Consider the following 17,616-nt stretch of genomic DNA (forward strand, 5'->3'; position numbering starts at 1 on the left):
TTGATATAGCTGTACAAAGTGCAGTTATCATTAAGCTACATGCGGACGCAGAGCGAGGCAGAGAAGAGAAGAGAAGAGAAGAGAAGAGAAGAGAAGAATAGAGTAAAGTAAAGCGAAACAGTTACAGTAGATTAGACTACAGCAGGTCATAGTAGATCAAATTGTTGGAACTTAGTTCTGTAGGCACTTACTAACAAGTTATGCAGACAGAACTTTTAGGAGGATGAGAGATGTCTTTTTTCAGCCGATTTAAGAAGAAAAATCAGCCGCAGGCGCGGCCGCTTTTTTATGATATTGTCTGTCCGTACTGCTTCACCAAGTTTTCGCCGGAGGACGTTGTTTTTCGGGCTATGCACAGCCGTGAGGATGATGAGAATTATGCGCTCGGCGAAGATGATGCGCTGAATAAATACCGTGAGCGTTTCGGCCTCGATACTGTCGATGATATGGAGGCCGTGCTTAATCCGGCTGATATTCCCGAGGAATATCACCACTATACTGATCATGTGCTGACCGGTCTCACCGACCGCTATGGTGTGCTTACGCGCAGACGGCTGTGCCCGTCCTGCCATAATGAGCTCCCTGTGACCGCAGGCAAGGTGCCGAGCAACATTATCTCGATCATCGGTGCCTCTCAGGTCGGGAAGTCGGTGTACATGACCTCGCTGATCCATACGCTGCAGCATACGACTGCTGGGCATTTCGACGCGGCCTGCATGCCGCTGAATGCCGAAATCAGCCGCAAGTTCCGCACCCTGTACGAAGAACCGCTGTTTGAGCGCGGCGATTTGCTGGCCTCGACACAGAAGGAGAAGATGCAGGAGCCGTTTATTTTTCAATTTGTGTTCAAGGATGAAGAGAAGCCGCCGCTGACACTGGTGTTCTTCGATGTTGCCGGTGAAGGCATGGTCGATCAGGATTACCTTGGGCTGCACGGCCAGCATATCAAGAACTCCGCGGGAATCCTGTTCATGGTCGATCCGCTGCAGATCCGCTCCATCCGGGAGAAGATCAAGATTAATTACGGCGACCGTCCCGGAGAATGGGTCTCGCAGTATGATGAGCCGCGTGATGTGGTGCTGACGATGTTCGGCGATTTCATCGCCTACCAGGAGAAGAGCAAGACCGACATCCCTACGGCCGTCGTGCTTGCCAAAAGCGACATGCTGCATTCGCTGAAGGATGAAGATGGCGACTACATCAAGTCCAACAGCAATGTATTCAACAATTATGTGCACCGCAACACGCTGAACCTGGATGAATTCCAGAACATCGACGGTGAAATCCGCCGCTTTATCGGCAAGGTAGACCGTCCGTTCAAAGATACGATGGATGTGTATTTTGCCAATACGGGGTATTTTGCCGTCTCCGCGCTGGGCAGCAATCCGGTCAACCAAAAGATAGAGGGTGTCGTCAGCCCGATCCGTGTGGACGAGCCGTTTATCTGGTTGCTGCATAAGCTGAACTATATTGAGGGGAGCGACGGGCCGTGAACAGATTCTCAGGGTCCAGGATCACCCAGCAAATGTATACCCGCGAGCGGCGGGGCGTATACCGGGCAACCGAAGGATTCGATACTGTAGCGAAGTCGGAGAGCCTGGACAATAATTTTGTCAAAAAAATCATTCATCCTTTCTGCCTTTATGATGCCCCGGCTGAGCTGGCGGCGCGCGGCGAAAAAAATGAGGAGCTGTATCCGGCCGCGCTGCATTTATTCCATACGGAAACAAACGACACGGTGATCGGGCAAAGCCGCTATCAGGCGACTGACTTTACCGGGCAGCGGAGTGCTTTTTTTGCCCATAACTTTGTAGTGCCTCCGACACGCGCCGAGGAAATTATTCAGGGCTATGGGGATTGGCTGCATGCCGATTTTGCCGGGAGCTATGAAGGTGAGCCTGGAGGAACCTTGCCGGAGCTGGCCGATATTCCGGCCCTACAGCGTGAAGGACAGGCTGATCCGCTAACGGTGCTGCGCAGTCTCGGGTTCAGCGAAGCATTGTTCAAGGCGCTGCTGCAGGCGGTCATGATCTCTGTGGCAAGCAAGAAAAAAAGTTATGTTGCCCTCGATGTTCCCATCGCAGAGCTGTCGCAGCGGGCGCTGGAGCTTACGGAGATTATTTACGGGGCTTTGCCGTATGATTTCCGCCGCAGGCTAGGGGTACTCACCTATGCAAACGAGCCAAAAAGCCGCAAATATATTGATCTTACCTTTGTAGAAAAAGGCTCGCTCCGCCCCGGAGACCGCAGTATCGAGAAGGATTTCATCTTCGATCTGGCTTCAGGCCGGACCCTGAATGCCGATTTCGGTGATTCGCAGCAGCCTTATGCCGATCTGGTATGGAAAACGCTGAAGAACAAGGGCAGTTTAGATGACTTTGCCCGGTTTGCCGATTCGCTGCTGCCCGGTGAGCACGTGGACCGCAAGCTGCAGTTGGCGCTCTATAATGAGCTGGCGGTTTTTTATGAGATTGAGCAGGGCAATGAAAGCTTGTACACGGAGAACAAAAATGCTGTGCTCAGCGGCCTGCTGTCCTACCTCAAGCCAGAGGGGGCGCTGGAGTCCCGGGTACGGCTGAACGATATGTTCCTGGAGCGCTTCGACCGCGAGTATGACCTGATCCGCCAAAAGGGGATTCCACAGCCGGAGATTATGGAGCGTTTTATGGAGTATTTTGTGCTGAAGGGACATAATTACCGGGTCAAAGTGGTCGATTATTTCATCAACGGCATGCTGAATGCCCGGTCAGCGGACCGGGACGATACATTGGCGGTGGCTTACACTATCATTGAGAGCAATGACGAGCTGAGTGCAGCCTTTTTCAAAAGAGTGCTGGCCCAGCCTATTTTCCGCAAGGCGCTGCTGGAACCGTATATGGAATCCCGTTTGGCTGCCGCAGCCCAATCGTCTGACATTTTACGGTTTGTCGCCCACTGGGGCCGGTTTCTTCCGGAGGCGCTGCAGCAGTCGTTTGTCCGTGATACAATCAGCGATTATTTGCTGGAGAAGCTGCAGCGTGACAAAGATCCGGTTGCGGCGGTGGCCTCGATTCACGACTCTGTAGAGAAGGCGGAAAAAGAGCGCCGCAGAGGCAGCGGGTTCAACCCTGAGGCGCTTTCGCTGCTGAAGGAGCTGATGGCGGCAGCGGACCGCTTTCTGCTGAACCGTGTATCGCTCAGCGAGCTGACACAGGAGCAGCTGCTGGAGATTTCGTTCCTGCGCTACCGGAATACGGCGGATTGGCAGCCGCCGCTTGATTCCATCAGCAGGCAAAAATCCAATGCGCTGCGCGCTGCCTACCGCTGGTTCGGGGAGGAGAATCCGGATGAGGAACTTTTTGCCGGATTGTCACCAAAGGAGCTGGATGATGTACAGCTGCTCGGACGGCGGTGGCTGAAGGAATCGCGAAGTGTAGAGCCGTTCGAGCGCTTGCCGCTCGCTTTCTATCACAATAGTGACCGCGAGAGCGGCCCGCTGGATTATGACGCGCTGCTGGATCTGGTGAAGCGCAAAGCGGACGGCGACAAAGAAACGGTATACCGTTTCCTGGCCTGGTCACAGAACAACCGGCTGTTCACGGTGTCGAAGAAGAAGCTGTACCCGGGCTACCGCCGGGCGATTCTAAAGTATTTCCTGAACAGCGACCGTGAAGCCTTCAAGAGCAGGGATTTCCGCAAAAGTTATGTCTCCGCTGCCGGGCCTGCTCTGCAAAATGTATATAACGAAGCCCGCTCCCAGCTGGCTTCGCCGCTGGCGCGGTGGGTTAGCCGCAGCCGATTTCAACTCCTGATCTCCGGCTCCATTCTGGGGATCGTACTGATTGGCGTCATTATCGCCATCAGCCTGCTGCGGCCGGACAGCCCGGACACGGCTCTGCCGGAGGGCAGCGCAGCACCGGGCGGCGGCCAGCCGCCTGCTGCCGTGTATCTTAGCGGCAGCGGAGAAGGCACGGGCAGCAGACTGGTGTTCACCTTTGCTGACGCTGAAGAATGCACCGCCTTTACTCCGGCGGAGATCAGTGTAGCAGCCTCCGGTGGGGATCCGGAGGTCTACAAGGTCACGGCGACGTCGAGCCGATGCCTCGCTCCGTCGCCGGATGCGGGAGCCGCCGGCTTGAACGGCAGCAGTGGAACGGCAACGCCGGATGCGTCAGCCGGAGCAGAAGCCGGCGCGACAGGGAACGCGGATGCCGGAACAGAAGCCGGCGCGACCGGGACCACGAACGCCGGAACGGAAGCCGGCGCGACGGGTAACGCGAACGCCGGAACGGAAGCCGGCGCGACGGGTAACGCGAACGCCGGAACGGAAGTCGACGCAACGGGGAACGCGAACGCCGGAACGAAAGTCGACGCGACGGGTAACGCGGACGCCGGAACAGAAGCCGGCGCGACCCCGGCTGTGTCATCCGCGCCTTCGCCGGGCGTGACCGGGGGAGCTTCGTACCAAGTCACTGTGGATCTGGAACCGGGGGCTAAGCTGGCCGAGGGCAACATGATCATCGCAGGCGATTACAAGCTGACTCTGCAGTCGGATCCAGCACTTACGGCAGCCCCTACACCGAGTGCCCAGCCTACTGCAACTGCAACTGCGACTCCAACGCCTACGGATGATGGCGGAACAGCAACCGATGCTCCCGAGTAAAGCGATATAAACAGACAAAATCCTGAACCGCATGTTTTGCCCGGAGAGAGCAGGGCAGATGCGCGTTCAGGATTTTTTTCTTTACACTGAGCTCCGGTGTTGGTTATTGCGGATTATACCCATTAAAGGGAATATTTCCCTTTAATGTGGACTATAGATTGAGAATAAGTTGTATAAGACGAAATATTACCGCTAAATTATCCGGTTGAGCCACATGACGTGTTTTGCGAAATAATAGCGGGTGTAAATCCGCCTAATCCTTATTAATGTGGGAGTAGCTAAAACTTAGCGGGCATTTTTTCCGCTACTAATGATGAACTGCGTGCAGACAGGTTGGGAGCAACGAAGAGTGTGTTTGATGCTTTCGAAAAGGGATCAGCCGGCAACGGGCGGCATTGGAACAGCTTTTCTATAGACATACAAGGGAATAGTGGATATGATTATGAATATTAAAATTTGATAGTCTAGTGAAAAGGGTGCAGATTCTATCCATAGAATTTGCTTAAAAGGGAAGGCCGGTGCAAGTCCGGCGCGGTCCCGCCACTGTAAATGCGGAGCGACTCTTAAGGGTGCCACTGTCCTGTGAAGCAAGGACGGGAAGGCGGAGGGAAGCGGTGAAGCATAAGCCAGGAGACCTGCCTTTTTCTTGAACGTTTCTATTCTTCGTGGGGTAAGAATGCGGAACATTACAAATGGATGTGGTGGCGGAGCTTGAGCACCGCCGTGCTTCATTTGTATTCTTCCGAGGCCGCCCTTAGCAGGGGCGGTTTTTTTGAGGGATGAGGATGAAGTATAAGCCTGGTGCTGTATGTTATCCTTCTCTCTCGCAGAAACGGCCCCGTCCTTTTGAAAGGGAGAGCACAGCCGTTTCTTCTTGTGTCTGCTGCGCTTCAACTATTTTATTCACGGAAAGAGGTTAATGATGAAGACTCTTCTCTCTACCAAGTCCTTTATGCTTGGCCTGGCTTTATTGCTGGTTATTTCGATTCTGGGAACAGCGCTTGTTCCTTCAGGACAAGTGTTTGCCGGGGCGGTTGCCGCTACCGCGTCCGGGGGAACGGAAAGTGTTACGGCTGCTGTGTATGCAGCAGCCGAGTCTGGCGCAGAGCCGGCTGCAGCTGCATTAACAGCGAAGCAGCAGATTACCGTTGCCGGAGCGACCTATGCGGCTGCCGAGTATATGCTCAGCAGCGGTGTGACGTCAGAATGGCAGGCGGTTGGCCTCGCACAGGCGGGCTACAAAGTACCGGAAAGTTATGTCCGGCTGCTGGAGCAAAAAGTGCGGACGGCCAACGGCAGCTTTGCTGCAGTCACTGATTATGCACGGATTGTGCTCGCGGTACAAGCCGTGGGGGCTGATCCGGCAAATTTTGCCGGAAACGGCTCTGAGCCGGGTTTTAATCTGGTTGAGCGTATCTATAACAGTGACAAAATGAGCGGCCAGACGCTGAACAATCCGGTCTATGCGCTGCTGGCACTGGATTCAGGCAATTATACTATTGGGGCGGATGCCAAATGGAGCAAAGCGGCGCTGCTGAGCGAGATCCTGTCCAAGCAAAATGCAGACGGCGGGTTCGCCTTGACTTCCGGGGCAAGCGAGCCGGATATGACGGCGATGGCTTTGACGGCTCTTGCTGCGCATAAGAGTGATCCGGTGGTTGCAACTGCCGGGCAAAAAGCAGTAGCCTGGCTGTCTGCTGCGCAGGACAGCAACGGCGGCTTTGGAGGCAGCAGCGAAAGCGCGGCACAGGTCATTATCGGCCTTGCCTCCTTCGGGGTAGACCCGGAAGGAGCAGAATTCACCAAGGGTGAAGCAGATCTGATAAGCAGACTGCTCAGCTTCAGCGTAGAGGGCGGCGGGTTTGCCCATAATCAGGGCGGAAATGTAAATGCTTTTGCTACAGAGCAGGGGCTGCAGGCGCTGGTGGCCTACACCCTGTACAGCGGGGGCGGAAACGGCAAGCTGTATGACTTCACTAAGCCTGCGGTTCCGAATCCGTTAGTGTATGTTCCCCTTGTAATTGAAGGGCCGCAGAACACGCTGGGAGAAGGGATGGCATACGCAGGCAATGTCCTCGAGGTGCTGGAGAAAGTGGCAGCCCAGAAGGGCCTTCCGATTAAGAATGAATCGGGCAGCTATGTGACGGGAATCGGCGGTATCCAAGCCGGAATCTACGGCGGCTGGGATGGCTGGAAATATGCTGTGTCCCGGGACGGGGCATGGATTGATCCTGATGTAGGAATGAAGGACTTTAAACTTAAGGAAGCAGACCGGGTCCTCGTTTATTATGCGGGCAACGATACGCAGCTGGTGAATTCGCTGACGCTGTCCGCGTCGCAGCCAGGTGAGGAGGAGCCTTTCTCAGTTACGGTTACCCAGATAAAATGGGTATGGGACAACGCCACAAATATTTCGAGTCCTGTAACCTCAAGTGCATCTGGTGTGGAGGTGGCGGTCGGAGACCGGAAGGCAACAACCGGTGAAGACGGCAAAGCGGTCTTTGCCGAAGGTGTTCCGGCAGGAGACTATACGCTAACCGTAACCGGCTATGTTGCGGACAATGCACCAACTATCGCTAAATATTCGCAAGCTGTAAAGGTAATCTCCAAGAATGTACCAGTCCATCTGTCGGTTGAAGGACCTGAGGGGCCGGTCGCTGAGGGAGCGCTGCAAGCATCCAACGCGCTGGCGGCATTGAAGAAGCTTACGGCATCCGGAAATATTCCGCTGGAGATTACGGAGTCCTCCTACGGCAGTTATGTGTCGGGCATTAATGGGATTAAGAACGGAACTCATGACGGCTATTGGAACTTCCTGGTGTCGCGCGGCGGGAAATGGATCTACCCAAGCGAAGGCATGGGTGATTTCAAACTGCAGGTGCAGGACAAGGTGCTTGTCTATTTTGCCGGTGCCAACACGAAGGTAGTAAATTCCGTTGCAGTATCTCCACCGCAGCCAAAACCGGGAGAAACGTTTAAAGTGACCGTTACCGGGGTGGAGTGGGTATGGAATAACACGACATTTGCTTCCGAACCGGTTGTTTCACCGGCAGCCGGAGTGAAGGTAACCATTGGCGGTAAAACAGTCACTACGGACAGCCAAGGCGTTGCAGTTTTTGAAGGAGGCTTGTCCGGCAAAATATACACGCTGGCCGTAACCGGTTATGTTGCGGAAGCCACACCAAATATTGCCCGCTATACGGATTCGCTGAAGGTAGCTCCGGGCAATGTAACCTCCTATCTGTCCATTGAAGGGCCACAGGGTCCGGTAGCTGAAGGCACGCTGGAAGCATACAACGCGTTTGATGCGCTGCAGCAGCTGGCAGGTGCGAACAACATTCCGCTAAAGGTTACGGAATCTTCCTTCGGCATCTTTGTAGGGGGCATTAATGGAATCGATAACGGAGCCTATAACAATCAGGGTTACTGGGCCTTTGCCGTATCACGCGGCGGGGCGTGGATTTATCCGGATGTGGGCTTAAATGATTATATTCTGCAGACTTCCGACAAAGTGCTTGTCTACTATGCCGGAGAAAATACGCAGGTAGTAGATTCGGTACAGATTTCGCCTGCGCAGCCGAAGCAGGGTGAGGCATTCACCGCTAAGGTTACGCAGAAGAAATGGGTCTGGAATAATGACACGTATACTTCTGATCCGGTGACTTCACCGGCTGCGGGAGTGCAGGTGACTGTTGGCGATAAAACTATCACTGCTAATGAGCAAGGGCTTGCAACCTTTGAGGGAGGCCTGCCTGCCAAAACATACACGCTGGCCGTGACCGGTTATGTCGAAGGCGGGACGCCTAAGATTGCCCGCTACACGCAGCCGCTGACAGTTACAGCTTCGGTAGAAGTGCCTGAGACGGCATCGGCCACGCTCACAGTCATTGGAGACACTACTAAGGGAACCATTCTGGCTGGTACCAAGATGACGCTGAACGAGGGAGAGACCGCATACAGCCTGCTGATCCGCCAGCTTGGAAGCAAGGTTGTCAGCGGCGGAAGCGGAGACAGTGTATACATTAAAGCGATTGATGGCTTGGCAGAAAGAGACCGCGGTGAGAAAAGCGGCTGGATGTACTCCGTAAACGGTGTCTACCCGGATTACAGTTCCGGAAGTTATAAGCTGAGCAGCGGAGATGCCGTAGCCTGGCGTTATACGCTTAATGGCGGAGATGATCTGAAGGGATCGGCTGGAGGTTCCTCCGGCACTGGAGGTGCAGCAGCAGGTACGGGCGGCAGCACGGTGAATGTGGATATCACCCCGGATAATACCCTTCCGCTGAATCAAGTAGGACAGACGACAGCTGTTTCGAACCTGAGCACCAAAATGACCCCAGCAGCAGCGGCTGCCCTTAAGCAAAAGCTGGCGGCAAACGTGGCTGTCTTCGAGCAGGAGGTCACTCCGGGTGCAGCGGCAACCTTGCAGGACAGCGGCGGTGAAGTGAAGCTGCAGCTGCCAGCCGGTTCCGTGTCCGGCAATGTGAAGATCAGCGTACGCGAGACTAATTCAGAACGCGCTGAGCTGGTATCGGGACTTTATGATTTCAAACCAGATGGTACGAAATTTGTGAAGCCGGTAGATCTCTCGATTACAGTTCCGGTTACGGCGGTAAACCCTGCCAATCTGGCTTTGGCATGGCTTGACGAAAGCACCGGCCGCTGGATTCCGGTTCCCGCTGCGCTGGATGCGCAAAGTGGGCTGATCACCGGAAAGGTCAGTCACTTCACGGCCTTTGCCGTAGTGGACCGCAGTAAATGGGAGCCGCAGCAGCAGCAGCTGAAGAGCGATATTGCAGCTACTGCCAAGGCAATCACGGCAGCCGAAGAGATCAGCGATTGGCAGGCGATTGGACTCGCCCGTTCCGGCCACACAGTACCGGCTGCTTATTTGAACGGAGTGAAGGAGCAGCTTGCCGCGAATAAAGGGGAGTTCCGCAAGGTTACGGATTATGAACGTTTGGCGCTGGCTGTTGCCGCTGCCGGCGGTGATCCGCAGAATATTGGCGGGTATAATCTGATTGAGAAAATTTATAACAATGACCATATGGTAAGCCAGGGCAGCAACGGCCTCATTTTTGCCCTGATTGCGCTGGACAGCGGTTCTTATGCTGTACCTGCGAATGCGCAGTGGACTAAGGAACGGCTGATCAAGTCCATCCTGGAACTGCAAAGCAAAGACGGCGGGTTCCCGCTGACAGCTGGCAGCACCGATGATGTGGACATTACCGCTATGGCGGTTACTGCACTCTCATCCCATAATGACCAGGCGGAGGTAAAAGCGGCTGCGGATAAAGCGATCGCCTGGCTGTCGCAGCAGCAGCTTGAAGGCGGCGGCTTCAAGCTCTCGGGAGCAGAAAACAGCGAGAGCACCGCGCAGGTCATCATTGCCCTGAGTGCTGCCGGAGTTGGTCCTAATGACTCCAGATTTATTAAAGCTAAGGGCGGACTTCTCAGCCATCTGGCTTCGTTCAGACAAAGCACTGGCGGCTATGCTCATTCGGCTGGGCAGCCCGAGAACAGCCTGGCTACCGAACAGGCATTGCTGGCACTGGCTGCGTACAACCGGTTCCTGACCGGAGAGGCGAAGCTGTTCAGCATCTCGCCAGCCGCTTCCGGCAGTGTGTCCTTTGCCGATGAGAGCAAAATTTCATCATGGGCGCTGGACTCCGTTCACAAGGCCTATGAGCAAAAGCTGATGGAAGGCGTCAGCGGATCAAGCCTGATTTTTGCACCGAAGCAGAATATTACCCGTGCTGAATTCGCTGCGCTGCTGCTGAGACTGACAGATCAGACACCTGCTGCAGCTTCGGCTGCACCAGTATTCAGCGACGTAAAGGCCGGCACATGGTATTATGGAGCTGTGCTTAAAGCGAAAGAGCTCGGATGGGTAGGCGGAGTTACGGATACAACCTTTAATCCGAATGGCTGGATTACCCGCGAGGATATGGCTGTGATGATTTCCAGAGCGTTCAAGCTGGAGAACGGTTCTGCGGCTTCGGCGCAGACTGCGAAGTTCACAGACGGGCGCCGGATCAGCAGCTATGCGCTGTCAGCGGTCCATGCGGTAACGGAGTCCGGTTATATGACCGGCTTCAATGGAGGATTTGACCCATCAAGTGCCGTAACCAGAGAAATGGCGGCGGTCGTAGCCGTAAGATTGCCTTAAGTGTAATCCATCTTTAAGAAGGCGATTGAGCGGAGTAACAGGTTCATCGGACTGAAGCTTCAAAAGAAAACATAGAGTATAGGAACGGAACGGGGGAGCAGCAGGACAGCCTCCGTTCCTTTCCCTTTTTTCGGAGGTGTGAAAATTAATGTCCAAGCAATCCAAACGATGGTTGTTTTATCCCTTGCTTCTTCTCTTGGCGGTGGTGCTACTGGCCGGCTGTTCTTCCGGCGAGCGGCAGTCTGCCGGTTCTGATCTGAACAGTGCAGCAGATACCACCGCTACACAAAGCTCCGCCCCTGATAACAGCGCGTCTCCGCAAACCGGAGACGCAGCGAATACGGCCCCGCCGTCAGAACCGGCGGGCAGCACCGCTTCGCCTTCTGCGAAGGCGTCGGCGGCTCTTGAAGGGGCGTCGGCATCTGCGCCGCCTGACACCGCTTCAGGCACGGTGACAAGTCCCGTGCCTGCAGGCACTACGGCGCCGGCTGCGCATAGCCCGGCAGCCGGTACCGCCGGAGCAGCCCCCGCGAAGGCGTCGGCGGTGCCCGGCGCAGCAGGCGGCGCCAGTGCGGGCCCGGCAGAGTCCTCTGCCAAACCCGCAGCCACCGCGCGTCCATCTGTCGGTGCGAATAAGCCCGCAGCCACCGCGCGTCCATCTGCCGGCGCGAATAAGCCCGCAGCCACCGCGCGTCCAGCGGCTGCCGTTACGCAGCCGCCGTCCGAAGCGGCAGCGCCTGCGAAGCCCGCCGCTGCGGAGAGCACAGCTACCGTCTCCATCACAGGGAATGAGGAGTACGGCGTGATTTTGGCTCCGGCAGCCTTTGAAATTGAGAAGGGCGAAAGTGCGCTGGAGCTGTTGAAACGGATTACCCGCAAGAACAAAATACAGATGGAATACCAGGGCTCCAAGGGCTTCGCCTATGTGGAAGGAATAGACAATCTGTATGAATTCGACCATGGAGCAGAGAGCGGCTGGATGTACAAGGTGAACGGGGAGTTTCCGGGCAAAGGTGCCGGAAGCTATACCGTGCAGCCCGGAGATGCTATTGAGTGGCTGTACACCCTGGATCTGGGCAAAGATCTGGGAGCCAAAGCGCCATGAACAGCGGCTTCCGCTCCATGCATCCTTCGGTAGCCCTGCTATACTATGCAGGGCTGCTGCTGTTCGCTGCCCTGCTGTTTCATCCGCTGTTTCTGGTAACGGAAATTGCCGGCTTGCTTGGCCTTCTGCTGCTGCAGGGACAGGGACGGAAGCTGCTGCGGGGGCTGCCTTTTTACCTGCTGATGGCCGGCTCCGTGGCCGTGATTAATCCTTTGTTCTCGCACCGGGGCTCGCATATCCTGTTTTATTTTATGGATCAGCCGATTACGTTGGAAGCGGTGTTCTACGGACTGATGATGATGACCGTGCTGCTGACGATTTTTATATTGTTCATTTCTTACAACTATACGGTAACGGCGGATAAATTCATGTACCTGTTCGCAGGGGTAGCGCCTAAGACGGCCCTGCTGACGTTGATGACGATCCGTTTTGTGCCATTGTTTCAGCGGCGGCTGCGGCAAATTTCCCTGATTCAGCAGATCAGAGGCATTGATGTAAGCAAAGGAAAGCTGCGCAAAAGAATGCGGGACGGCATGACCCTGCTCAAGGTGCTTCTGACCTGGTCGCTGGAGGAGGCGCTGCAGACGGCCGATTCGATGAAAGCACGCGGCTACGGCATCCGCAAACGCAGTGTGTACGGGATTTACAGGTTTGACCGGCAGGACAAAACCGTCTTGGCTCTGCTCTCGCTCAGCGGCATAATTCCGCTGTTTGGCTGGCTGCAGGGGTACGGCATCTTTGAGATATATCCGCGGATGAAACCTATGGCCTGGGGCTCAGGCGAGGCGGTCATGTACGCCGGCTTCTGCCTGTTCGTAGGAATCCCCCTCTGGCTGGAAGGAAAGGAGAAATGGTTATGGCGATCATCGCGGCGGAAGGATTTTCCTTCCGGTATCCCGATGCAGAGAGAGACACGCTCCATGAGCTCTCATTTACGATAGAGGAGGGCGAGTTCGTTGTGCTTCTCGGTCCTTCAGGCTGCGGCAAAACAACACTTCTGCGCCATCTGAAACGGGAGCTTGCTCCGGTAGGCTTGCACAGCGGGTCCATCAGCTATCAAGGGAGGCCGCTGGCGGAATTGCCTGCGGAGACAGCAGCCGGAGATATCGGGATCGTATTTCAGAATCCGGATGCGCAGATTGTGATGGATACCGTATGGCATGAGCTGGCTTTTGCGATGGAAAATATGGGCTACCCGCCATCAGTCATGCGCAGCAGGCTGGCGGAAATCGCCGGGCTGTTCGGGCTGGAGCCGCTGCTGTACAAATCGGTGCATGAGCTCTCAGGTGGTCAAAAGCAGCTGCTGAATCTGGCCTCCGTGCTGCTGCTTCAGCCCAAGCTGCTGCTGCTGGACGAGCCGACCTCACAGCTTGATCCTGTCGCTGCCCGCGAGTTTATCCAGACCTTGCAACGGCTGAATGAGGAGCTGTCAATGACAGTCATCATCAGTGAGCACAGGCTGGAGGAGGTGCTGCCGCTGGCCGACCGGGTGCTGATGCTGGAGGATGGCGTTCTGCAGGCCCAGGACACTCCCCGCGGATTCGTGCGGGGAGCCGGGCAGGGACCGAACGCAAGTCATCAGGCCTACCTGCCGACAGCGTCGCGGTTATTCCTCGCCCTGTCACCGGAGGCCTCATCCGTTCCGCTGGAATCTATTCCGCTGACGGTGCGCGAGGGCAAACGCTGGCTGCATTCACACGCAGCAGCAACGCCTGCAGACGGCTCACACCCTGCTGCGGGCGTCCATCCAGCCGTGAACGCAGGCTGTGCAACAGCATCACAAGACGGTGCAGCTTCACGCTTCACCGGCAAAGCCAATGCCGCAGCACCCCTGCTCAGCTGCCGGGAAGTCACCTTCCGTTATGAGAAGGACGGCCCGGAGGTGCTGCGCAAGCTGACGTTGTCCCTGCACCGGGGAGAGCTGCTGGCTATCATGGGCGGGAATGGTGCTGGGAAATCGACCCTGCTGCATGTACTGGGCGGGCTGGCGAAGCCGCAGCGCGGCAAGGTCGAGTCTGCCAAAGGGCTGAAGTCCGGACTTCTGGCCCAGAACCCGCTGCTCTATTTCAGCTATGACACGGTAGCGGAGGAACTGCGGCATATGGCCCGGTATGCAGGCATGTCTCCTGAGGAGGAGAAACGGGAGATAGAAGCCCTGCTGGATGTATTTCAGCTTCATCAAGTACTGGACAGCCATCCGCATGATATCAGCGGCGGCCAGCAGCAGAAGCTGGCGCTGGCCATGGTAATGCTGCTGAAGCCCGGCGTTCTGCTGCTGGATGAGCCGACCAAGGGGCTGGACCCCGGGGCGAAGGAAAGACTGGCAGCCTTGCTAAGGCAGCTGTTGGAGCAAGGCATAAGCATTATTATCGTGACGCATGACGTAGAGTTTGCTGCAAAATACGCGACCCGCTGCGCGATGCTGTTTGACGGAAGCATTACAGCAGAGGGAGCTCCGGCGGAGTTTTTCAGCAGCAACTATTTCTATACAACGGTGGTAAACCGCATGGTGCGGGATTTGCTGCCGCAAGCATTGACTCTTGAGGATGTGATGAGAACATGGCAAGATTCCGGCTTCCGCTGTTAATTGCTTTAGGTGTATTTTTGGCCGGTCTGGCACTTACATCAGCGCTGAAGGACCGTCATTATATACTGCTCAGCCTCGTGCTGCTTGCAGCGGCATTGCTTCCGCTGTTTATCCGGCTGGAGCGGCGTCCGCTGGAATCGCGGGAGCTGGTGCTGCTGGCCGTGCTGTCGGCAATCGCTGCAGTCAGCCGGGTTCCTTTTGCCGCGTTGCCGAGTGTGAAGCCAGTGTCTGCTATTGTCATTTTATCCGCTTATGTCTTTGGGGCCGAGGCTGGCTTTATCATCGGGGCGGTAGCCGCGCTTGTATCCAATATTTATTTCGGGCAAGGTCCATGGACACCCTGGCAGATGTTTGCCTGGGGGATGGCGGGCCTGACGGCGGGCTGGCTGAGGAATACCTGGTGGATGAAGAAACGAGGCGGCCTGCTTCTCTTCGGCTTCATCTGGGGGTTTTTGTTCGGCTGGATTATGAATATCTGGTACATTATCAGCCTGCCGGATGCATTTAGCTGGGGGCTTGTGTTACCCGCATACGTCTCGAGCTTTTACTTCGATCTGGCCCATGCCCTGTCCAATGTATTTTTCCTGGCAATTCTGGCCGGTGGCTGGACCAAGGTGCTGGAGCGGTTCCGCAAGAAATACGGGCTGCTGCAGGAATGATTATGCCGCTGATATCATGGATTCTGTTGCGTGAAATTACATTGGAATGTTATTTCAGTCATTAAGAAGTCTGAGTGTTGTTAAATTAGGATATTTTTCTGTTTATTTCGACATTTTTCGTGTTTAATCATCATTATTTCGACCTTTTTCGCCGATGAATAAGATAACAGCAAGATACAAAAAGGCGGGAATGGGATATGAGACATCTGAAAGTGAAATATAAAATGGCACTGCTTGTGGTAATTGTCGTTGCTATACTGATCGGTTTAGGACTAACGGGCATTACCTCCACCCAAAAAATGGCCAAGCGATCCCAAGAGACCTATAGCGGGAATTTGCAGCCGATTTACCTGGTTACGGAGCTGCGGGCCAACAACCGGTCGATTGAGTCTTTTTTGCTGGAAGCTTTGCTTACCAAGGAAACCGTCAAGAGCAAAGAGCTGACCGAGGGGATTAAGCAAAACATTGCAAAAAACAATGAGTTGCTGGAGCAATTGAAATTAATTGCCTTCAAGGATACTGAAATCAACAATAAAATCAACGAGTATATGTCGTTGCTGCCGGATTACCGGACACAGCGCGATAATATCATTCAGCTTGCCAATCAGAATCTTAATACTGAAGGCTATCAAATTTTCTCGGGTGTGTCCTTTAGCGAGTCTAGGAAGCTGATGGTCGGTCTGCTGGATGACACAGCCCGGTTGCTTTTAGAGGATGCTGCTGAGCATAATGTGCTTACTTTAGCCGACGCTAAGACATCCTCAACTGTGAGCACGATTCTGATTACTGCCGCCTTGATTCTCTGTATTCTGATCAGTATTATAATCACCCGGCTGATTACGAAGCCGCTCAAAGAATTGCAGGGATTGATGAAGCGGGCAGAAGAGGGCGATTTGACCGTAGCTGCATCCTATACAGCCAAGGATGAAATCGGCCAGATCAACCTTTCCTTCAATTCGATGCTGGATAGTCTGAAAGTGATGATGCAAGGGGTCTCGGAAAGTGCGGAGATGCTGTCGGCCTCGTCTGAGGAAATGAGTGCCAGTGCAGAACAGACCGCACGCGCTTCGCAAATGATCGCCGAAACCTCGAATGAAATAGCCGTGGGATTTGATGTCCAGGTCGAGAACATCAGCCGCACGACAGCATCCGTGCAGAACATGACGGAGGATATTGCCGCCGTCGAGCGCAGCGGCAATGAGATGGCTGAACTGATGGCCGGGGCTGCTGTCTCGACAGACCGCGGCGCAGAAGCTGTTGAGCGAATCCTTGCACAGATGAAGGAAATTGACTCTAGTGTTGCATCGAGTCAGAGAATAGTCAGCAATCTGGGCAATCTGTCCGGGGAGATCAGTACGATTATTACAACCATTAATGCAGTCGCCACCCAGACGAATCTGCTTTCGCTGAATGCGTCAATCGAAGCGGCCAGAGCCGGAGAGCATGGCCGGGGCTTCGCTGTTGTTGCCGGAGAGATCCGCAAGCTGGCGGAGGCTACAGGAAGAAGCTCGCTGCAGATTACCGGAATCATAACTGACATTCAGCAGCAAACCGCCAGTGCGGTAGATTCAATGGCACTGGGAACACAACTGGTATCAGAGGGTCTTGCGCAGAGTGAAGTGGTCTCGCAGGCGTTTGAGGAAATACAGCATTCAATTAATGATGCCGTCCGGCAGACGGAGGGCATCAGAGCGGCTGTCGGGCATGTCTCACAGGAATCTCAGGCTGTATCACAGGCCATGGAGCAGGCCAATGAGATTTCCCGCAAAGGCGCGGGGGAAGTGCAGGATACAAGCGCTGCCAGTGAGGAACAATTGTCGGCGATGGGGGAAATGTCGCTTTCTGCCCAGTATCTTGCCACACTTGCCGAGGACCTGCAGAAGGAACTGGCCAAGTTCAAACTCTAAATACAGAGCTGCAGCAGCAGATACAGGCTACATAAGGAGAGACCACCGGAACTTTCACGTTCCGGCGGCCTCTCCTTTTTATATATGGCCGAATGTTCATTTCTTCGCCGGAGCCACTCACCAGCGCTAACTGAAAGACATCTGAGATTGCGATTTGTGTTTTTTGTGAACATCCTGCAAAACAAAAAAAAGGCCCGCCCCGGATCGGATGACCGGAGTGGACCTGAATGTGTTGTCCAGCTTATCTTGTTCTTAAGCGTACCAGCCCCATACGAAGATGAACAGGGTTCCGAAGATGGTAACCAATCCGACGAACAAAGCGTAAGCGATATTGATATAAAGCTCTTTCTTGGTATCTGCGGATTCCCCGATGTGCATGAATACGAAGAGCTGCAGAGAAGCCTGGATAAGGGCTGTAATCAGCAGAACCGCCATATTTGCCCCATCGGACAGATCACCATAGATGACAACCAGCGCAGCGGCAGAAAGGACCAGAGAGGCCAGATAACCCATCACATGGCGAATTGGGAACAGTTGCTTCATCATG

Annotated in this window: 10 protein-coding genes and 1 riboswitch; of the genes, 8 read left to right on the forward strand and 2 right to left on the reverse strand. The window is 54.8% G+C overall.

Going from position 1 to position 17,616, the window contains the following annotated elements; translation table 11 throughout:
* Positions 1-230 precede the first annotated feature (230 nt).
* The 3 genes from MHI45_RS23840 (at position 231) to MHI45_RS23850 (ending at position 10,811) form a co-directional block, all read left to right on the forward strand.
* On the forward strand, positions 231-1,493 hold the full coding sequence (locus MHI45_RS23840; protein WP_038586374.1) for a hypothetical protein: 1,263 nt from the start codon (positions 231-233) through the stop codon (positions 1,491-1,493).
* Positions 1,490-4,642 carry a GAP1-N2 domain-containing protein gene (locus MHI45_RS23845; protein WP_341119506.1) on the forward strand — a complete coding sequence of 1,051 codons (3,153 nt, stop codon included), beginning with the start codon at positions 1,490-1,492 and terminating at the stop codon, positions 4,640-4,642. Before MHI45_RS23840 ends, MHI45_RS23845 begins: the two co-directional genes overlap by 4 nt.
* Positions 4,643-5,099: 457 nt before the next feature.
* A riboswitch (cobalamin riboswitch) is annotated at positions 5,100-5,299 on the forward strand.
* 262 nt (positions 5,300-5,561) lie between these two features.
* Positions 5,562-10,811 carry a DUF4430 domain-containing protein gene (locus MHI45_RS23850; protein ID WP_083675579.1) on the forward strand — a complete coding sequence of 1,750 codons (5,250 nt, stop codon included), beginning with the start codon at positions 5,562-5,564 and terminating at the stop codon, positions 10,809-10,811.
* A 177-nt stretch (positions 10,812-10,988) separates the two neighbouring features.
* On the opposite strand, the gene MHI45_RS23855 is transcribed toward MHI45_RS23850, so the two are convergent.
* A complete protein-coding gene (locus tag MHI45_RS23855) occupies positions 10,989-11,576 on the reverse strand; it encodes a hypothetical protein (protein WP_076110323.1) in 588 nt (195 codons plus the stop codon).
* A gap of 37 nt (positions 11,577-11,613) precedes the next feature.
* On the opposite strand from MHI45_RS23855, the gene MHI45_RS23860 reads away from it, so the two are divergent.
* The 5 genes from MHI45_RS23860 (at position 11,614) to MHI45_RS23880 (ending at position 17,069) form a co-directional block, all read left to right on the forward strand.
* Complete coding sequence (locus tag MHI45_RS23860; protein ID WP_179091725.1) at positions 11,614-11,916, forward strand: DUF4430 domain-containing protein; 303 nt, start codon at positions 11,614-11,616, stop codon at positions 11,914-11,916.
* Positions 11,913-12,857, forward strand: a complete 945-nt coding sequence (locus MHI45_RS23865) for an energy-coupling factor transporter transmembrane component T (RefSeq protein WP_076110321.1) — start codon at positions 11,913-11,915, stop codon at positions 12,855-12,857. The genes MHI45_RS23860 and MHI45_RS23865 overlap by 4 nt, the downstream gene beginning before the upstream one ends.
* Positions 12,773-14,503, forward strand: a complete 1,731-nt coding sequence (locus MHI45_RS23870) for an ABC transporter ATP-binding protein (protein ID WP_076110320.1) — start codon at positions 12,773-12,775, stop codon at positions 14,501-14,503. The genes MHI45_RS23865 and MHI45_RS23870 overlap by 85 nt, the downstream gene beginning before the upstream one ends.
* Positions 14,476-15,162, forward strand: a complete 687-nt coding sequence (locus tag MHI45_RS23875; protein ID WP_341119511.1) for an ECF transporter S component — start codon at positions 14,476-14,478, stop codon at positions 15,160-15,162. The genes MHI45_RS23870 and MHI45_RS23875 overlap by 28 nt, the downstream gene beginning before the upstream one ends.
* Before the next feature lie 197 nt (positions 15,163-15,359).
* Entirely contained in the window at positions 15,360-17,069 is a 1,710-nt protein-coding gene (locus tag MHI45_RS23880) for a methyl-accepting chemotaxis protein (RefSeq protein WP_076110318.1), read from the forward strand.
* Between the two features lie 252 nt (positions 17,070-17,321).
* On the opposite strand, the gene qoxD is transcribed toward MHI45_RS23880, so the two are convergent.
* A complete protein-coding gene (gene qoxD / locus MHI45_RS23885) occupies positions 17,322-17,615 on the reverse strand; it encodes a cytochrome aa3 quinol oxidase subunit IV (protein ID WP_081965692.1) in 294 nt (97 codons plus the stop codon).
* Position 17,616: the final 1 nt, after the last annotated feature.

It is taken from the genome of Paenibacillus sp. FSL H3-0321, assembly GCF_038002865.1.
In the GTDB taxonomy this organism is placed as follows: domain Bacteria; phylum Bacillota; class Bacilli; order Paenibacillales; family Paenibacillaceae; genus Paenibacillus_AQ.

Excerpts from the sequence above, each read along its gene's own strand:
- MHI45_RS23850 (WP_083675579.1), top strand. The coding sequence starts at position 5,562 with ATGATGAAGACTCTTCTCTCTACCAAGTCCTTTATGCTTGGCCTGGCT.
- MHI45_RS23880 (WP_076110318.1), top strand. The coding sequence starts at position 15,360 with ATGAGACATCTGAAAGTGAAATATAAAATGGCACTGCTTGTGGTAATT.
- MHI45_RS23875 (WP_341119511.1), top strand. The coding sequence starts at position 14,476 with ATGGCAAGATTCCGGCTTCCGCTGTTAATTGCTTTAGGTGTATTTTTG.
- MHI45_RS23840 (WP_038586374.1), top strand. The coding sequence starts at position 231 with ATGTCTTTTTTCAGCCGATTTAAGAAGAAAAATCAGCCGCAGGCGCGG.
- qoxD (WP_081965692.1), bottom strand. The coding sequence starts at position 17,615 with ATGATGAAGCAACTGTTCCCAATTCGCCATGTGATGGGTTATCTGGCC.
- MHI45_RS23865 (WP_076110321.1), top strand. The coding sequence starts at position 11,913 with ATGAACAGCGGCTTCCGCTCCATGCATCCTTCGGTAGCCCTGCTATAC.
- MHI45_RS23870 (WP_076110320.1), top strand. The coding sequence starts at position 12,773 with ATGGCGATCATCGCGGCGGAAGGATTTTCCTTCCGGTATCCCGATGCA.